13 protein-coding genes are annotated in these 17194 nt (G+C 68.8%); 8 read left to right on the forward strand and 5 right to left on the reverse strand.

Annotation, left to right across the window (positions count from 1 at the left end; genetic code table 11):
* Positions 1-262 precede the first annotated feature (262 nt).
* From BIX52_RS17835 to denD, 7 genes are all read left to right on the forward strand, one after another.
* Positions 263-1594, forward strand: a complete 1332-nt coding sequence (locus tag BIX52_RS17835; protein WP_075222457.1) for an O-antigen ligase family protein — start codon at positions 263-265, stop codon at positions 1592-1594.
* Positions 1595-1847: 253 nt separating this feature from the next.
* Positions 1848-3323, forward strand: coding sequence for an undecaprenyl-phosphate glucose phosphotransferase (locus BIX52_RS17840; protein WP_157956274.1), 1476 nt, complete (start codon positions 1848-1850; stop codon positions 3321-3323).
* A gap of 110 nt (positions 3324-3433) precedes the next feature.
* The gene (locus BIX52_RS17845) at positions 3434-4243 is read left to right on the forward strand and encodes a polysaccharide biosynthesis/export family protein (protein ID WP_075222459.1); all 810 of its coding nucleotides are present in this window, start codon (positions 3434-3436) and stop codon (positions 4241-4243) included.
* A 16-nt stretch (positions 4244-4259) separates the two neighbouring features.
* Positions 4260-5210 carry a glycosyltransferase family 2 protein gene (locus BIX52_RS17850; protein ID WP_075222460.1) on the forward strand — a complete coding sequence of 317 codons (951 nt, stop codon included), beginning with the start codon at positions 4260-4262 and terminating at the stop codon, positions 5208-5210.
* 3200 nt (positions 5211-8410) lie between these two features.
* Entirely contained in the window at positions 8411-9826 is a 1416-nt protein-coding gene (locus tag BIX52_RS17860) for a PilZ domain-containing protein (protein ID WP_075222462.1), read from the forward strand.
* 171 nt (positions 9827-9997) lie between these two features.
* Entirely contained in the window at positions 9998-10735 is a 738-nt protein-coding gene (locus tag BIX52_RS17865) for a sulfite exporter TauE/SafE family protein (protein ID WP_075222463.1), read from the forward strand.
* A 36-nt stretch (positions 10736-10771) separates the two neighbouring features.
* On the forward strand, positions 10772-11743 hold the full coding sequence (denD, locus tag BIX52_RS17870; RefSeq protein ID WP_075222464.1) for a D-erythronate dehydrogenase: 972 nt from the start codon (positions 10772-10774) through the stop codon (positions 11741-11743).
* Between the two features lie 112 nt (positions 11744-11855).
* Here the strand turns inward: denD and BIX52_RS17875 are convergent, their stop codons facing one another.
* Entirely contained in the window at positions 11856-12800 is a 945-nt protein-coding gene (locus BIX52_RS17875; RefSeq protein WP_075222465.1) for a 2-hydroxyacid dehydrogenase, read from the reverse strand.
* The gene (locus BIX52_RS17880) at positions 12797-13639 is read right to left on the reverse strand and encodes a fumarylacetoacetate hydrolase family protein (protein ID WP_075222588.1); all 843 of its coding nucleotides are present in this window, start codon (positions 13637-13639) and stop codon (positions 12797-12799) included. Before BIX52_RS17880 ends, BIX52_RS17875 begins: the two co-directional genes overlap by 4 nt.
* Before the next feature lie 250 nt (positions 13640-13889).
* On the opposite strand from BIX52_RS17880, the gene BIX52_RS17885 reads away from it, so the two are divergent.
* Positions 13890-15242 carry a sensor domain-containing phosphodiesterase gene (locus tag BIX52_RS17885; RefSeq protein WP_083660457.1) on the forward strand — a complete coding sequence of 451 codons (1353 nt, stop codon included), beginning with the start codon at positions 13890-13892 and terminating at the stop codon, positions 15240-15242.
* 28 nt (positions 15243-15270) lie between these two features.
* Here the strand turns inward: BIX52_RS17885 and BIX52_RS17890 are convergent, their stop codons facing one another.
* From BIX52_RS17890 to BIX52_RS17900, 3 genes are all read right to left on the reverse strand, one after another.
* Entirely contained in the window at positions 15271-16005 is a 735-nt protein-coding gene (locus BIX52_RS17890; protein ID WP_211098196.1) for an SDR family oxidoreductase, read from the reverse strand.
* Positions 16006-16146: 141 nt separating this feature from the next.
* The gene (locus BIX52_RS17895; protein ID WP_075222468.1) at positions 16147-16551 is read right to left on the reverse strand and encodes a glyoxalase superfamily protein; all 405 of its coding nucleotides are present in this window, start codon (positions 16549-16551) and stop codon (positions 16147-16149) included.
* Positions 16551-17192, reverse strand: a complete 642-nt coding sequence (locus tag BIX52_RS17900; protein WP_075222469.1) for a glutathione S-transferase family protein — start codon at positions 17190-17192, stop codon at positions 16551-16553. Before BIX52_RS17900 ends, BIX52_RS17895 begins: the two co-directional genes overlap by 1 nt.
* Positions 17193-17194 lie beyond the last annotated feature (2 nt).

Below are 17194 nucleotides of genomic sequence, written 5' to 3' on the forward strand. Positions count from 1 at the left end.
GCCTGTCGGGGCAGGCCGGCCTGGCGAAAGTCCGGTAGGGCACGAAAGGTCGGCTCACGTCTGGGGTGGGAAGCGGGAGGCGTGCTAACGTGTTGTGGTGCCTTGCGATGCGTGTGGCAAGCCCGCCCTCCCGCGCTCCCCCGGTCGATGACCCGCCGTTCGGGGCATCACGCGGCGCGGCATTGGCGTATAAGATTGCCGAAAGGGACCGGCGCGGCCGAACGCGGCGTGCGGGGCGCATGACGACGGCACAGGGGGCGGCGTGGCAACGGGAACATGGCTCGACGATCTGACGCCGGACCGCGAAACGCGGAACAGGCAGCGCGCCGCGCTCGGCAACGTGATCGTCCTGTGGGCCGGACGGCTGTTGATGGCCGCGGTCTTCTTCGTCGTCTTCGTGGGGTTCCACCCGCTGTCGCGCGATCTCACCGGCGGGGCGAGCGGCAACATTCAGCGCCAGCTCTCGTTCATCTCGCTCGCCCTCATCGCCATGCCGATCATTCTGATGCGCTGGGGCCAGGCGCTGCGCACGGTCGCCGGGGCGTGGCACCTGTGGCTCGTCCTCGCCGCCCTCGGCGCCACCGCCCTCTGGTCCAACTTTCCCGACGTGACGGTGCGCCGTCTCATCCTCATGATGATCATCGCCGTCGTCGGCCTCGGCCTCGCCGTCTCGCTCAACCGCCCGCGCGACTACATGATCGCCATCGGCTGCGGCTTCGGGTTCATCCTGGCGTTCGACATGGTGCTGGCCGTCGCCATGCCGAGCTTCGCCTACGATGCGCTCGGCCTCGCCGGCCTGCATCCCCAGAAGAATGTCGCAGGGATGGCCGGGCTGATGTTCGTGTCGATCTTTGTGTCGCTGCTGTTCGGTCTGCGCCACCCCGCCGCGTTCTGGACGGTGGCGTTCATGCTGGTCCTGTCGCTGGTCTTCCTGTTTCTCACCAATTCGAAGACCTCGCTCGGCATCGCCCTCATCAGCGCGGTGATTGCGGCACCGGCCTTCGCGCTGGCCCACCGCGGCCTCGTCTTCGCCAGCATGCTGGGTCTCGGCCTGGTGGTCGCGGTCGGCATCGTCGTCTTCGCCACGGGCACATTTCACCTTTCGGGTGCCGACTGGGCGGAGATGACCACGGGCGATCCGACCTTCACCGGGCGCGATCAGATCTGGGCCGCATCGGTTCAGGAGATCGCCAAGGCGCCCCTGCTGGGGCACGGCTTCGGTGCGGTGTGGTCGATGTTACCGCTGTTTCACCCGCTGGGTCAGTACGTTGGTTTCTGGACGGACTCTTACGATACGCTTCTGGCCATCAACCAATCCCACAATGGCTACCTCGACCTCTTGATGCACGGAGGCCTGTTCCTTTTTGTCATTGTGATGATTTTTATCCTGAAGATCATCAAAACGATGATCCAAACCTTCCGCTCGACCGACCGGTGGGCGATTGCCGGCAACGTCTTCGTCGGGACTTTCTTGCTGAATACGCTGCTTAACAATATGATGGAGTCGACAATCTTCTTCCCTGATGGTCTTCTCGGGACGTTCCTCATCCTCGTCGCGCTGGCGCAAGTCAGTTGGAGTAAGCACCGAATTTGATCTAAGCCATTGTGACTGAATGACATCACGGGTAATTTTCCCGGACCTGATGCATGGCTAAATCACACAGGCATTAAATATCACCGATTGAAAGACCCGCCCGCCGTGCATATCAAGCGACCTGAATTGGGCAGAACCTAGGCCAGAAGCCATGAGCGTGCGCGCTGATGACATCGACCCCGAAGCGACCGCGCTGGCAGGCCCCCTGCCACACGGTTCCGCCGCGCCTTCACGCCGGGATGGTGCGATAGGAATGAAAGGCGGTCGCAGAACCGGCGCCGATGTGGACCATGGGCCGCCGCCCCGGCTCGATGCACCGCCGCCGCGGCACGATCTCCTCGTCGTCAAGAACATCGACCGCGCGCTGCGGATCGCCGACCCGCTGCTGATGTTCATCAGCGGCCTCGTCGTCGCCAATATCATGCTGGGCGAGCGCAACGTGATCGAACACGTGATCGTCTCGCTCAGCGCCTCGCTCCTCCTGTCCCAGGTGCTGAAGCAGACGAAGGTGTACGACACGCCGTCCCACCTCTTCCGCATTTCGGTGCTGTTGCAGCTCAGCCGGGCGCTGCTCTTCACCTTCGTCGCGGTCATCGCCGTCGCCTTCCTGATGGAGGCGCGCGACTATACGCGCGATTGGGTGCTGGTCTGGATGGCGAGTGCCGCCGTCGGCATCGCCGGGTTCCGCCTGGCCGTCATCATCGCCGCCCGCTCGGCGCTGGAGAACGGGCGGCTGCAGCAGAAGATCGCCGTCTATGGCGGGGACGAGAAGGGCGCCACCGTCCTCAATCACCTCCTGTCCATGTCGGACGCGCGCTACCGCGTGGTCGGCTTCTACGACGACCGTTCCGCCCGTGTTCCGGACCAGATCAAGGGCATCCACTATCTCGGCGGGATGGAGGAGCTGACCGAGGCCGTCCAGCGCGGCAAGGTCGACGAGGTGATCCTCGCCCTGCCGCTGGCCCCGGTGGACCGGGTGGACGAGCTCATCAACCGCCTCGCCTCCTACGACGTCACCGTCTACTTCTCTCCCGACCCGGTGCTGTGGCAGTTCTTCGATCGCCCGTTCGAGACGATCGGCGGCGCGCCCATGCTGCTCGCACTCGATTCGCCGATCCACGGCTGGGGCGCCGTCGCCAAGTTCATCGAGGATCGGCTGATCGCAGCGGTGCTCCTCGTCCTCGCGTCGCCGCTGCTGGCGCTGGCGGCGTTGGCCGTGAGGCTCGATTCCGGCGGCCCCGTCTTCTTTCGCCAGCCGCGCCGGGGGTGGAACGGCGCCCTGTTCGACATCTACAAATTCCGCACCATGCGTACCGACATGGCCGACTTCGCCGGCGCCCGTCAGGCGACCCGCGACGACCCGCGCGTCACCCGCGTGGGACGGATCCTCAGGCGCACGTCGATCGATGAACTACCCCAGCTCTTCAACGTGTTGAATGGCGACATGAGCCTCGTCGGGCCCCGCCCCCATGCGCTCGGCACCCGCGCCGAGGGCAAGCCCTTCGAAGAGGCGGTGGCCCACTATATGCGCCGCTACCGTGTGAAACCCGGCATCACCGGCTGGGCCCAGGTAAACGGCTGGCGCGGCGAGACCGACACCAACCAGAAGCTCCACGCGCGCGTGCGCTACGATATCGAATATATCGAGAATTGGAGCTTCTGGCTGGACATCTACATTCTCGTCATCACGCCCTTCACGCTGATCTTCCGCTCCAAGAACGCCTACTGAGCGCGGCTACGGCGGCCAAACCGTGGGCAAGTCCCCGCGCGCGGCCCCGGTTAAGGAAACGCTAACCATAGCGGCACAACCCTCCGACGAGCTTCCGGGTGGGACCTTTCATGCGCCGCATCGCCGCCATCGCCATTCTCTTTGCCCTGTCGGCGTGCGCCACCGAGGGGACCGCGCCATGCCCGGCAGGCGGCGCCCCCTCCCCCTGCCCGGTATACAAATCGCCGGACGATGCCGCGCTCGCCCCGTCCTGCAGCCCCTGCGGCGGGCCGATCCCGCTCGCCGACCCGTTCCCGGTGCCGCGCGGCTTCCAGCCGTGGGCGGAGGGGTTCGAGGGGCCGATGCGCTTCGTCGTCGGCGATCAGCTCCAGATCAACCTGCCCTTCTATGCCGACGAGAACACCACCACCCTCGTCGCGCCGGACGGCAACGTCTATGTCGGCCTCATCGGCTCGGTGCGCGCCGTCGACCGCACCCCCGGCGAGCTCGCAGCGGAGCTGAAGCAGCGCTATTCCCGCTATCTGCGCTTCCCGGACGTTGGCGTGATCCCCACCGCGTTCGAGAGCCGGCAGGTGTTCATCGGCGGCGAAGTGGAGGAGCCGGGGGCGTTGCAGCTCGTCGGCCCGACCGGCGCGCTGGAGGCCGTCTTCCAGGCCGGCGGCTTCACCGATCTCGCCTACATGAAGAACGTCGTTCTGATCCGCCGTGGCCCGAACGATTTGCCGATGATGCGCTTCCTGGACCTGAAGTCGTTCGCCAACGACGGGACGCCGACCGAGAACACGCTGCTCAAGCCCTTCGACATCATCTATGTGCCGAAGAGTCCGATCGCGAAGATCAATCAATTCGTCGAGCAGTATATTGAGGGGGTCGTTCCCTTCAACCAGAGCTTCAGCTACGTTATCTTCAACCAGAACTGACGGCGGGCGCGCAGCGGTGCTGATCACCATTCTCATCCCGACGCGCAACAGGCCCCGCCCGCTGGCCCGCGCGCTGGCCAGCGTCGCCGCACTGACCGTCCCCGAAGGCGCCGCGGTGGAGGTGCTGGTCGCCGACAATTCGGCCGACTTCAACGCCCGGACGGTGGTGGAGGAGGCTGCTCCCCCCTTCTCTGTCACGACCATCCACGTGCCTCGGCCGGGGGTCGCGACGGTGCGCAATGCGGGCGTCGCGGCGGCAAAGGGCGACCTCGTCGCCTTCCTCGACGACGATTGCGAGGCCGATCCCGGCTGGCTGGCCGCGCAGGTGGCCACATTGGCCGCGACCGGGGCGGACGGCAGCTTCGGCCCGCGGATCGCGCGCATCGCAGAGGACGGCCCACGAGGTGGGGCGGCGGGCGCGCCTGACGCCGCGCTCATCGCCAGCACCTATTCGCGCGATCTTCATCTTGCGGACGGCGCTGACGTGACGGACCGCGATGCCCACCTGCCGCTGCCGGGTGCGGTCTTCTTGGCCGCCCGCTGCCTGGCGATGCGGCCCGGCCCGTTCGATCCGCGGCTCGATTCCATCGGCGCCGAGGATGTGCTTCTCTTTCGCCAGCTTCGCGAGGCGGGGCGGCGTTTCGTTTGGTCGCCGGGCGCGCGGGTGGTGGAGGAGATCCCGGCCGCGCGGGCCAATCCGTCCTTCGTGATGCGCCGGCGCTACGTGTCCGGTCAGCACAGGTGCATCGTGCCGATGATGCTGGAGCCGCCACGCCGGGGTGAAATGCTGGGCCACATGCTGAAGGGGGGCGCAGCGCTGGCGGTTGCGGCGCCGCTCGCGCTGGCCGGGCGCGGGCTCACCGGGCGCTGGCCCGAACGCGCGACCGGGTTGACGATGAGCGGCCTCGGCAAGTTGACCTGGTGGCGCAGAAACGGCCCGGCTCTATATGGCCAAGGGCATCGCTAGAACCGTCTGCCGCCGGCAGCTCGCGGCGCCGCCGGACGACGCACGCTCAGCGGGCCGGGGCGATCGACCGGCCGGGCGATTGGCGGCCCCGGGCGATTGGCGGTTCGGGGCGATCGGCAGCCCGGGGCGATCGGCGGTCCGGGCGATCGGTGGTTCGGGGCGATCGGCGGTTCGGGGCGATTGGCGGTCCCGCACGACCGGCAGTCCGGGCGCTCGGCGGTCCCGGAGATCGGCGGTCCCGGAGATCGGCGGTCCCGGAGATCGGCGGTCCCGGAGATCGGCGGTCTTGGAGATCGGCGGTCTTGGAGACCGGCCGCGCCGCCTGGCGTCGAGCCGGGACTGTCGTATTCGGCGGGGTCGTCGAGCCGGCGTTATCAGCGGGCTGGTCGACCCGATGGGTCAGCGCACCGGCCGTTGGCGGGCAGGAACAGTCGGCAGGCCGGGCGGGCGACGGGATCGACGGTTGTGTGCGATGAGACGGACATGCGGGATGGATCATTGACGAGGCGAACCGGGGACGCGGGATGAGCGGCGACGAGACCGATGAGAAGAGCGTCTCCTCCGGGAGCGCCGTTGCGCCCCGTCCGCCGATGGACGATCCGGACGACCCCACGCTCGGCAGCGGTCTGCACTTTGGCTTCAGCCGCTGGACCGTGAGCTATGGCCGGTTGACCTCCGACGACGCGGGCCCTGCGTCTGCCACGTCCGCCGCCGACTCACCCGCCCCCCTCGCACCGGAACGAACGCCGGCCCACCTTGCCAGCTCCGAGGCGGCGACCCTGGCGCCCCCGCCGCCCACGTCGAACGACCTTGCCGCGCCCGACACGCACCGCGCGCAGAACGGTCCCGCGCCAAACCCGTCCGCCCCTGCCGACACATCCGCTCTTCCGAGCCCAGGCTCTACACCGACCGCGAGAGCCACGCCGGATGCCGACGCCCTGTCGGACGCGGGCGCCGTGCCGGGCCCAGGCGCCACGCCGAGCGCGAACCTCTTGCCGAGCCCGGGCGCCACGCCCAGCCCGGGCGCCACGCCGGATGCGAACGCCATTCCGAGCGCGAGCGCTGAGCCGGGCGCAGGCGCCACAACGGGCGGGAGCGCCGTGCCGGGCGCAAGCACCATGCCGGGCGCGGGCGCCAAGCCGAGCGTGGGCACCATGCCAGACGCAGGCGCCGTGCCGGGCGCAGGTGCTGTGCCGGGCGCAGGTGCTGTGCCGGGCGCAGGTGCCGTGGCGGGTCCGGCGCACCTTGCGCAGGGGGCCGCCGCGACGCCGCCGCCGGAGCTGATGCCGATACCGCGTGGTTCGCCCGCCCGTTCCGCGATCGCTGCGGGGACCGCGGAGCAAGTCTCCGCCCCGCCACCTCCGCCCGGCGGCAAGCGGCCCAGCTTGCGCAGCCGCATCCTCGGGCTTCGCCACCGCGCTGAAGATCAGACGGCCGCGCAGGTATCGTCGCCCGCCCCATCCGCACCGTCCACCGACCCCACGCAGGGCGATGCGGCAGCGCAAATGGCCGCGCCGTCTCCCGCACCGGCCGGCATTGCGGCGCCTCCTGCCGAACTCGCCGATCAGCCGAACACGGCAGTTCAACCCTCCACGCTGGAGCGATCGGCGGAGGATGGTCGCGCCGCTCAGACGCCCGGCCGAACGGTGGAGAACGAGCACGCCGCTCAAGCGCCCGAAGAGGCGGCGGAGACCCTGAATGCCGCACCGGCACCCGCGCCAACGGCAGACGCGGGGCCAGAGGAGCGCACGCTGACGCCAGTGGAGCACGGACCCGAGGCGCAGCCGCTCCGACCCGGTGCGGGGGACAGACCCGGCGCACCGGCGCCTGAGGCTGAGGCTGAGGCTGAGGCTGAGGCTGAGGCTGAGGCTGAGGCTGAGGCTGAGACTGAGAGTAAAGCCGCAGCTCTGGCAACGGTGCCAGGGGCCGACCACGGGTCCGCAGCATCGTCGCCCATGCCAACGCAAGACCGCGCCCCGCGGACGCTTGTGTCAGCGTTAAAGGATGAACACGCGGCATTGATCCGCATGCCGTCCACGAGGATGGGCGCACCCGTTGCACAGGGGGACGAGTCGGCGGCAGCATCGGGGTCAGACGGCACGCCAGACGCGCAGCCAGACTCGGCGCCGCATAGTGGCCCGTCTCTCGCCCCGCCTGAGACACCCACAAGCAATGCGGGCGAACCCGCCGTTCAGCCGGACGCGCTCGCCCGATCGCCCGCCCCCGGCCGAGGCGCTCCCGCAAGTCCATCTTCAGCCAAGCCCGATCCTCATCATGCAACGTCGGAGGATGCGGCGACGGAGCACCTCGCGCAGGCGCAGCTCACCTCCACGGCACAGCCTGAGCCAGCGCCGGCAGCGGAGACCGTGATCGAGATCGAAGCCATGCCCACCACTGAGCGTCTCGCCGACCGGGCACCCGCGTCCGAACCAGCCGCCGCGCAATCTCCATCGCCCGTATCGGTCTCTCCGGAACGTCCGCACGCCGCGGAATCGCAGGAGGCGGCCCCCTCCCGGCCGGCCCATCAGATGGAGGCCCTTTCCGCCGAAGGAGCGGCATCTACTGCCCGTCCCCCCGTCGCGGGGGTGGCGGCATCCGCTCTGGCGGGCGATGCGACGTATACGCCTTCCGCCGCACAGCCCACGCCGGCGGATCCCGCTGCGTCGGCAGCTCGGTCGGCTTCACCCTCCTTTGAGCCGCCAGTAGGGCCAGCGTCCGCCCCGGCGGGGTCCCCCAGCGATGCCTCTTTCGCGGCGATGCCCACCCCGGCGGGGCCGTCTGCGGCCGCACCTCGGGCGGCTTCACCCTCACCTGAGCCGCCAGCAGTGCCAGAGTCCGCGCCGGCCGGGACTCAGATCGATGCCTCTTTCGCGGCGATGCCCGCCCCGGCGGAGCCCTCAGCGGCCGCACCTCAGGCGGCTTCACCGTCACCTGAGCCGCCAGCAGTGCCAGAGTCCGAGCCGGCAGGGCCTTCCATTGATGCCCCCTTCGCCGCGGTACCGGCTCCAGGAGTGCCTTCTGCGGTCGTGCCTCAGGCGGCTGCACCCTCACCTGAGCCGCCGACGGGGCCGGCGTCCGCCCCGGCGGGGCTTCACGTCGATGCCCCTTTGGCGGCGGTACCGGCTCCGGCGGCGCCTTCTGCGGGCGCACCTCAGGCGGCGTCGCCCGTCGCGGGGGCGCCCGCCGCGGGGGGACGCGTAGTGACGGAGGCTGCGTCACAGAACGCCGGGGCGGGGACCGCGCCCGGCGAGCCCGTCGCCTGGGCCGCTGCGGCTCAGCCCGATGACACGACCACCGCCGCCACCGGCGCCACGCGCGGACGCGACCGCCTTCGCCGCGACGCGCCGGATGGGCCGCCGAGTGCGCGCCGGGACGGGCCGTTGCCGCCGCGCCCAAGCCGTCGCACCCGCAGCACCGGCACCGGCACCATCGAAGGCCCCGGCCCCGGCATCCTCGGCAGCACCACGGCACCGCCCGAAAGCAACCGCCGTGCCCAGCGCATCGAAGGCGGCGGCACCGTCATCATCGACGAGAAGCTGTTCGACCTCGTCGACTGGTCGGCCCTCGGCATCTCCATCCGCTCCGACGAGCAGCTCTACAAACTCGGCGACGTCGAGACGCTGGAGCTGGAGATCGACCTCGGCGACTACGCGGTCAATCTCGACCTCGAGGCGGAGGTGGTGAACCGCAATTCGCAGCGCACCGGCTGGCGCTTCCGCGAGCCGACCGACACGCAGCGCCAGGTGCTGCGCTCGCTCATGCACGCCTCCCTCACGGGCCGGAACTTCCAAGCCCCGCGCGGACCCGTCGGCAGCATCAAGCCCGACGACGAGACCGCCGAGCTGACACCGATCTGGCCCACCCCGCGGCGCAGGCGGGTGATGTTCAGCCCCATCGGCGCACTGATGTCGCTGCCCTTCAACGCGGCCGTCATCGCGCTGATTTCGGGCGCGGCCATTCTCACCATGCGAAGCGGAGAGGAGAGCCCGCCGGCGCCCGCCTCGCTGGACCTCGTTCCCGCGCGCGTTTCCCCCGCCGCGAGCGAGGCCGCCGCAACCCGGCCGCCGCCCCCCGCCGGCGCGACCGAAGCGCTCGCAGCGGCCGTCGCGGTGGACCGGATCGCGCTCGACATCGCCGGGCCCGGCCTCCTCCTCTCGTGGGCCGGCGTCGAAGGCGAGAGGTTCGACGAGATGCAGGCCATCGCCACCGTGTCGAGCGACGCCGATACGGCCGCCCCGCGCATCATCCTCAGCCCGTGTGCCTGTATTCTGGGCCGCATCGAAACAGAAGCGGGCGCACGCCTCGTCCCCGGCGAACCGGCGGCCTCGCTCTTCCCGGCCGATGCGGTGGGCTTCGTGGAGGCCGTCTTCGACGCCGCCGCCGCGCCGCTTCCGGGCACCTCCGTTCTCGTCGATCTGCCCTATTCGGGCGAAACCATCGCCGGGACGGTGCAATCGTCCGCCCCGAGCCGGAGCGGGGACGGCGTCCTCGGACTGCCCGAGCGGCAGCGCGGCGAGCCGGGGACCGTCGTCTCCCGGATCACGACGACGCCCGGCATCGAGCCGCGCCTCGCCGGGACGCCCGTCATCGTCCGCGTCGCCGCCGCCGCGCCCTGAGCACCACCAAACCGACGGCAGGTTGACGCGGGGCGAATGTGGGCAGAAGGGATGAGCCGACCCCGCCGCGCCCCCGCGGCCGGCGGGGGCGGTCCCTGAGGCCGCTTCCCCCTTCTCCCCGCCCCGCGTGCCGGCCCGCCGCACACAGGGCTTCGCCCCGGACCACCCCCCGTGCATCTCGACCCTGTTTCGATCGGCGTCTTCGGCTTCGCTGTCGCGCTTCTCGGCCTCTCCAAAGGCGGCCTCGCGGGGATGGGCCTCATGGCCATGCCGCTCATGCTTCTGGTGATGCCGCCGGCCACCGCCGCGGGGCTGATGCTGCCCATCCTGATGACCCAGGACGCGCTCACGGTGTGGATCTATCGCGGCCAGTGGGACACGAAGAACCTCAAGATCCTGGTGCCCGGCGCGATGATCGGCATCGCCGTCGGCCTCGTCTCATTCGCCGTGATGCCGGCAAGGCTGCTGCTCTTCGTGCTCGGCGCGGTGACGCTCGCCTTCGCGGTGCGCGGCCTCCTCGCCAAGGCCGCCCCGGCGCGCGTGCCCCATGCGGGCGTCGGCGTGTTCCTGGGCGCTGTGTCGGGCTTCACCTCCACAATTTTGCACCAGGGCGGCCCACCGTTTCAGATCTACCTGATCCCGCAGCGCCTGCCGCGCGACGTCTTCATCGCCACCGGGGCGATCTTTTTCGCCATCGTGAACTTGTCCAAGCTGCCCGGCTTCATCGCGCTCGGCCAGCTCAACCAGCACAATCTCCTGATCGCGCTCGCCGCCGCGCCGTGGGCCTTGTTCATGACGTGGGTCGGTTCACGGGTCGCCAAGCGCATCTCGGTCGAGAAATTTTACGTGATCATTCATTGGCTTCTGGCGCTGGTCGGCGCAAAGCTACTATTCGATGCGCTTGTTTAAAAAACACGTGCGGCAAGAAACGAACGGAGGACATTCATGCGCGTATTGATCATCGGCGGCGGCGGCTTCATCGGCCAGAAGATCGCGAAAGCGCTGGCGAAAAGCGGCACCCTGCGCGGCCAGGCGATCACTCACCTGGAGCTCGCCGACATCGCGGCACCGCCGACGGTGGACGCGCCGTTCGGCGTCTCCCATCATGCGGTCGACATTTCCGACAAGGCGCAGTGCGACGCGCTGTTCCAGTGCAACCCGGACGTGGTCTTCCACCTGGCGGCCATCGTGTCGGGCCAGGCCGAGGCGGAATTTGACACCGGGATGAGGGTCAACCTCTTCGGCACCTACAACGTGTTCGAGGCGGCCAAAGCCCTCGGCACGAAGCCGGTGGTGGTGTTCTCCTCGTCCTGCGCGGTCTATGGCGGCGAGATCGAGGAGCCGATCCTGGATTGGACGCACCTCAACCCGCAGACGAGCTACGGCGCGCAGAAGGCGATCGGCGAGCTCTTGTGCACCGACTATTCGCGCAAGGGCTACATCGACGGGCGCGCACCGCGGCTGCCGACGATCACCATCCGCCCCGGCAAGGCAAATGCGGCGGCGTCGTCCTTCATGTCGTCGATCTTCCGCGAGCCGCTGCAGGGTCAGGAAGCGGTGTGCCCCGTCACGCCGGATTATGCGCTGTGGTATTTGTCGCCGCGCAAGGTGGTCGAGAACCTCATCAAGTGCGCGGAGATCCCGGCCGAGAAGCTGGGCGAGAACCGCGGCTTCGCGCTGCCGGGCCGCGTCGGCACCATCGGCGAGATGGTGGAGGCGATGCGCAAGGTTGCAGGCGACGAGCCGGTGAAGCGCATCAAGTGGGAGCCGGACCAGCGCATTCTGGACATCGTTATGGGTTGGCGCCCGCATATCGAGCCGACGAAGGCGCTCGCCCTCGGCCTCACCGCGGACGACAGCTTCGAGGACAACGTCCGCTACTTCCTGGAAGACGACATCCAGGTCCCCGCGGCCTGAGACATCGGCCCGGCCGCCGCAGCTCCGGTTGCGGCGGCCCGCTGTGGCTCTTCAAGCTGCCACGGCCCGCGACACGGTCCCGCCAGCGCACGGCCGGCGGGACCGCGATCCGTCAGTTGATCGGCGTCAGCACCGGGCGGCCTTCGAACCAGGCCTTGAGGTTGCGCACGACGAGATCGCCCATCATCCAGCGCGTCTTCTCGGTGGCCGAGCCCTGGTGCGGTGACAGAACCACGTTGTCGAGCGCCAGCAGCGCAGGCGGAACGTGGGGCTCCTTCTCGAACACGTCGAGCGCCGCGCCGGCGATGCGCTTCTCCTGAAGCGCCTTGATCAGCGCCGGCTCGTCCGCCGTCGTGCCGCGGCCGACGTTGACGAAGAAGCCGTCCGGCCCCAGCGCGTCGAACACTTCGGCGTTGAACATCTTCGCGGTCGCGGCGCCGCCCGGCATGACGTTCATCAGCCAGTCGACGTCCTTCGCCATCGCCGTCAGCGAGGAATAGTGCGGGTAGGGCACAAAGTCCTGCTTGGTGCGGCCGAAGTAGACGACCTGCATCTTGAACGCCTGGCAGCGTGCGGCGATTTCCTTGCCGACACGGCCGAGACCGGCGATGCCGACCGTCTTGCCGGTCAGCTCGGCGGTGAGGCCGTAGGGGCCTTTGGACTCCCACAGCCCCTCGCGGGTGTAGCGGTCGGCCTGGGGCAGCTTGCGCGCGAGGCCGATCATCAGGCCCAAGGTGATCTCGGCCATCGCGTCGTTCAGCACGTCGGGCGTGAAGGTCGCCTTCAGCCCGCGCGCGGTGCAATAGTCGACGTCAAGGCCGTCATAGCCGACGCCGAAGGAGGAGATCATCTCCAGCTTCGGCAGCGCGTCCAGCACCTCGTTCTTCACCCCTGCGCCGCCGTTGATGATGGCGCCGCGGATCTTCGGCCCGACCTCGGCGATGAAGCCGGCCTTGTCGTCCTTGTCGTGAAGGGTGTGCAGCGTGTAGCCGTCAGCGAGCGCCTGATGGATGGACGCCTGCATCGGCGTGACGATGAGGATGTCGGGCTTCGTCACGCCGCCACCACCGTCTGCTTCTGCTCGCCGAGACCGGCGATGCCGAGGGTCATCACGTCGCCCTCGTTGAGGTAGACCGGCGGCTTCATGCCCATGCCGACGCCGGGAGGGGTGCCGGTGGTGATGATGTCGCCCGGCTTCAGCGTCATGAAGCGCGACAAGTAGGAGATGACCTCGGGCACGTTGAAGATCAGCGTGTTGGTGTTGCCGGTCTGGCGGCGCTCGCCGTTCACGTCCAGCCACATGTCGAGGTTGTGCGGGTCGGGCACCTCGTCGGCGGTGACGAGCCAGGGGCCGATCGGGCCGAAGGTGTCGTGCGATTTGCCCTTGGTCCACTGCCCTTCCATCTTGGTCTGGAAGGTGCGCTCGGACACGTCGTTCATCACCGCGTAGCCGGCGACGTAATTCAGCGCGTCCGCCTCGGAGACGTACTTCGCGGTGTCGCCGATGATCACGGCGAGCTCGACTTCCCAGTCCAGCGCGTCGGAGCCGCGGGGCTTCTCCACGTCGTCATAGGGGCCGCAGATGGCGGTGGTCGCCTTGGCGAAGAGGATGGGCTGCTTCGGCGGCTCGGCGCCGGTCTCGGCGGCGTGGTCGGAATAGTTGAGGCCGATGCAGATGCACTTGCCCGGATGGCCGATGCAGGCGCCGATGCGGCCCGGCTTCTCCACCATCGGCAGACCCTCGACGTCGAGCGAGCGGATCTGGTCGAGCATCTCGGGCGACAGGGTGGCGGCGGAGATGTCGGCGATGTGGTCCGACAGGTCGCGGACGAGGCCGTCGGCGTGCATCAGGCCGGGTTTTTCGAACCCAGGCAGGCCATAGCGCAGTAGTTTCACAGGATGCATCCTCCTCCGAGCGGCGTGGCGCGCTCGTTGCGGCGCACCTTTGCGCCCCTCATAGCGTGCCATGGCGCTGAATAACAGAGTCGGCGCAACCAATGGCTTGCGCCGGAAACCGCGGGCGCGCGCCTCGGTGCGGCCTCGATTGCGGCGCTGGTAAATCTCCTATTTCCCGCCGCGACGATGGCCGTGCAAGTCCCGCAATCTATGATCGCGTTGAAAGTCCTGCGACAGGGAGCGGCGCGGAATGACTGAACCTGCACCGAGCGCGAATGCGGCACCGGCCATCATGCCGGCGGCCTTGCTCGGCGGCGCGAATGCGGTGCGCGATCTCCTCGCCCTCGTGCGTCGCCACCTGGACCTCGACGTCGCCTACGTCTCACGGCTGAACTCTGAAACCTGTACGCTGTGCGAGGTCGACGCGGACGCCTCCTCCCCGCTCAGCCGCGGCGGGCCGATGTCGCGGCAGCGCCACGAGACCTATTGCGGGCTCGTCGCCTCGGGCGTGCTGCCGCAGTTGATGACGGACACGTTGGATCACCCCGTCGCGCGGGGCCTCGCCGTGACGGGCGAATTGGCGATCCGCGCCAACATCTCGGTGCCGGTCGTGCTGTCCGACGGGACGGTCTACGGCATGTTCTGCGCCTTCTCGCATCAGCCCAACCCGGCGCTGAACGAGCGCGATCTCAACGTGGTCAAGCTGTTCGCCCACCTCGCCTCGCTCAGCATCGAGGCCGAGTTGACGGCGGACCGCGCCGCCCGCGAGAAGCGCGACAGGCTGGAACCCTATCTCTCCGGCCGCACGCCGCTGACGATGATGCTGCAACCGGTCTGGGACGTGACGGCGGAGGTGCCGTTCGGCGCGGAAGCTCTATGCCGCTTCTCCGGCGAGCCCAAACGCGGGCCGGACAAGTGGTTCGCCGAGGCGGGCGAGGTCGGCCTCGGCGCCCAGCTGGAGCTGGCGGCCGTCCGCAGGGCGCTCGAAACGTTGCCGTACCTGCCGCAGGACTCGCTTCTGATGATCAACGCCTCGCCCGAGACGGTGATCGACCCCGGCTTCGGCAGGATGCTGGAGGGCGCACCGTTCGAGCGGCTGGTCGTCGAGATCACCGAGCACGCGATCGTCGAGGAATACGAGCCGCTGGTGAAGGCGTTGACGCCGTTTCGCCACTCCGGCCTCAGGATCGCCGTCGACGACATGGGCGGCGGCTATGCCAGTCTGTGCCACGTGTTGAAGCTGCAGCCCGACGTGATCAAGGCGGACATGTCGATCGTGCGCAACATCGACAGCGACGCCTCTCGCCGAGCGATGATCTCGGCCATGGCGGGCTTCGCCGCGGAGACGGACACCATCCTCCTGGCGGAGGGCGTCGAGACGGCCCCGGAGCTGTCGACGTTGCTCAATCTCGGCGTGGATCTGGCGCAGGGCTATTTCCTCAGCCGCCCGGTCGCGGCGGAGACGATCGGCGACACGATCGACTCCGGACTTCCGCACGGCGGCCGCGCGGCCATCGACGCGATCGCCGAGACCACGCGGCAGGACAACGCATTGGGCGCGCTGCACTTCCCCGCCGCCCCCGCGAGCGCCGCCGGCGGCTGAGCGCGGCCCCGTGCCGCGGAACGGGCGGTCAGGAGGCCGTCCACCCCCCGTCGATCACCATCGCCTGGCCGGTGACGAAGGCGGATTCGTCGGAGGCGAGGTAAACCGCCATCGCGGCGATTTCCTCGGCTTGGGCGATCCGGCCCATCGGCTGACGCGCGATGAAGGACTTCATCGCCCCCTCGTAGTCGCCGGTCGCCCGCAGACGCTCGTGCAGCGAGGGCGAGTCCACCGTACCGGGGCAGATGGCATTCACCCTGATGCCCTTCGTCACATAATCCACCGCCACCGACTTGGTGAGGCCGATGATCCCCGCCTTGGACGCGCCGTAAACGCAGCGGTTCGGTACGCCGATGATCGACGACGCGGCCGAGGCGATGTTGACGATCGTCCCGCCGCCGCGCTCCACCATGCCCGGCACCGCAGCGCGAATGGTGCGGAAGATCGACTTCACGTTCAGCTCGAAGGCGAAGTCGAAGTCTTCGTCGGTCGCCTGTTCGATGGTTCCGCCGTGAACCACGCCCGCACAGTTGAAGAGGATGTCGGGCTTGGTGCGGGCGACCGCCTCGTCCACCGCGGCCTGGTCCGTCACGTCGAGTACGAAGGTCTCAATGCCCTCGGGAAGGCCCTTCAGCCCCTCGGCGTTGCGGTCGGTGGCGAGAACCGTGGCGCCTTCGCGCGCGAAGGCGATGGCCGTGGCGCGGCCGATACCCTGTGCCGAAGCCGTGCAGAGGGCGCGTTTTCCCGAAAGGCGCATGGACAGTCCCGATCGTTTCTCGTGTGAAGTCATTCGTGTGTGCTTATGGGGCGGTATCCCGCCAAAGGCTCCCATAAACGCGATCGCAACAAAACACGAGAGAGACGGCGACGGCGCGGCCGCCCGGGCCGCCGCGCCGTCATGTCGTCACCCCGCGTGCGGGCTGGGCTCCGCCGGCAGGTAATCCGGGTTCGTCCAGAACACGAGCCGGTTGCCGGCGGGGTCGGTCAGGGGCATTTCGAGATAGCCCCACGGCTGCATTGCCGGCGGACCCGGCCGAGCGAAACCCACGGGCCGCCCCTCGAGCTCGCCATGCAGCGCCCTCACGTCGGAGACGCGCAGGCGCACCGCCGAACCCGGCGTCGCATCACCATGGTGCTGCGACAGGTGCAGGCTCCGTCCACTTCGCGCGATCCCCATGTAGAGCGGGAGATCGTCCGCGAAGCGGTGCTCGAAGATCACCGAGAAGCCGAGCCAGTCGACGAAGAAGGCCCGCGTCGCCGCCTCGTCGTAGAAGCGCAGGATGGGCGTGACCTCTTCGATGGCGAGCATCAGTCCTTCGGCCGGGCGAAGGAGAAGTCGACCATGACGTGCTCGGCATACGCCGGCCGCTCGCTCAGCCGCTTATAGTAGGCGGCAAGGTTCGGCAGGTCCGGACGCTCGATCTCCATCTCGTAATAGCGGTAGAGAAGGAGGCCGAAGTTGATATCGGCGATCGACAGGCTGTCCGAGGCGAGGAAGGGGCGCTCCGCCAGGATCGGCTCGGCCTTGGCGAGACCCTTGTGGATGGCCGTGCCGATCTCGCCGATCTTGGCCCAATTGCGCTCGGCCGGGCGGACCCGCACCAGCGAGACGAACATCGTCGCAATCGGGATCTCCACCGCGCGCACCGCCCATTCGGCCCACATGTCGGCGGAGAGCTCGTCCTGGCCGGACGCCGGCCACAGCCGCCGCTCCGGGTCCTTCAGCGCCAGCCACCGCACCACGGCGGACGATTCCCACATCACCCGGCCATCGTCGGTCTCGATCGTCGGCACCAGGCCGTGCGGGTTCTTGGCGAGATAGTCCGGTGTATCGTTGCCGCCGAACGCACCGCCGATGTCCTCGCGCTCGTAAGACAGTCCGAGCTCGGCGAGTGTCCACGTGACACGCTGCACATTGGCCGAGGTCGCGCGGCCGAGAACCTTGAGCATTC

The organism is Acuticoccus yangtzensis (assembly GCF_001927245.1).
GTDB lineage: Bacteria > Pseudomonadota > Alphaproteobacteria > Rhizobiales > Amorphaceae > Acuticoccus > Acuticoccus yangtzensis.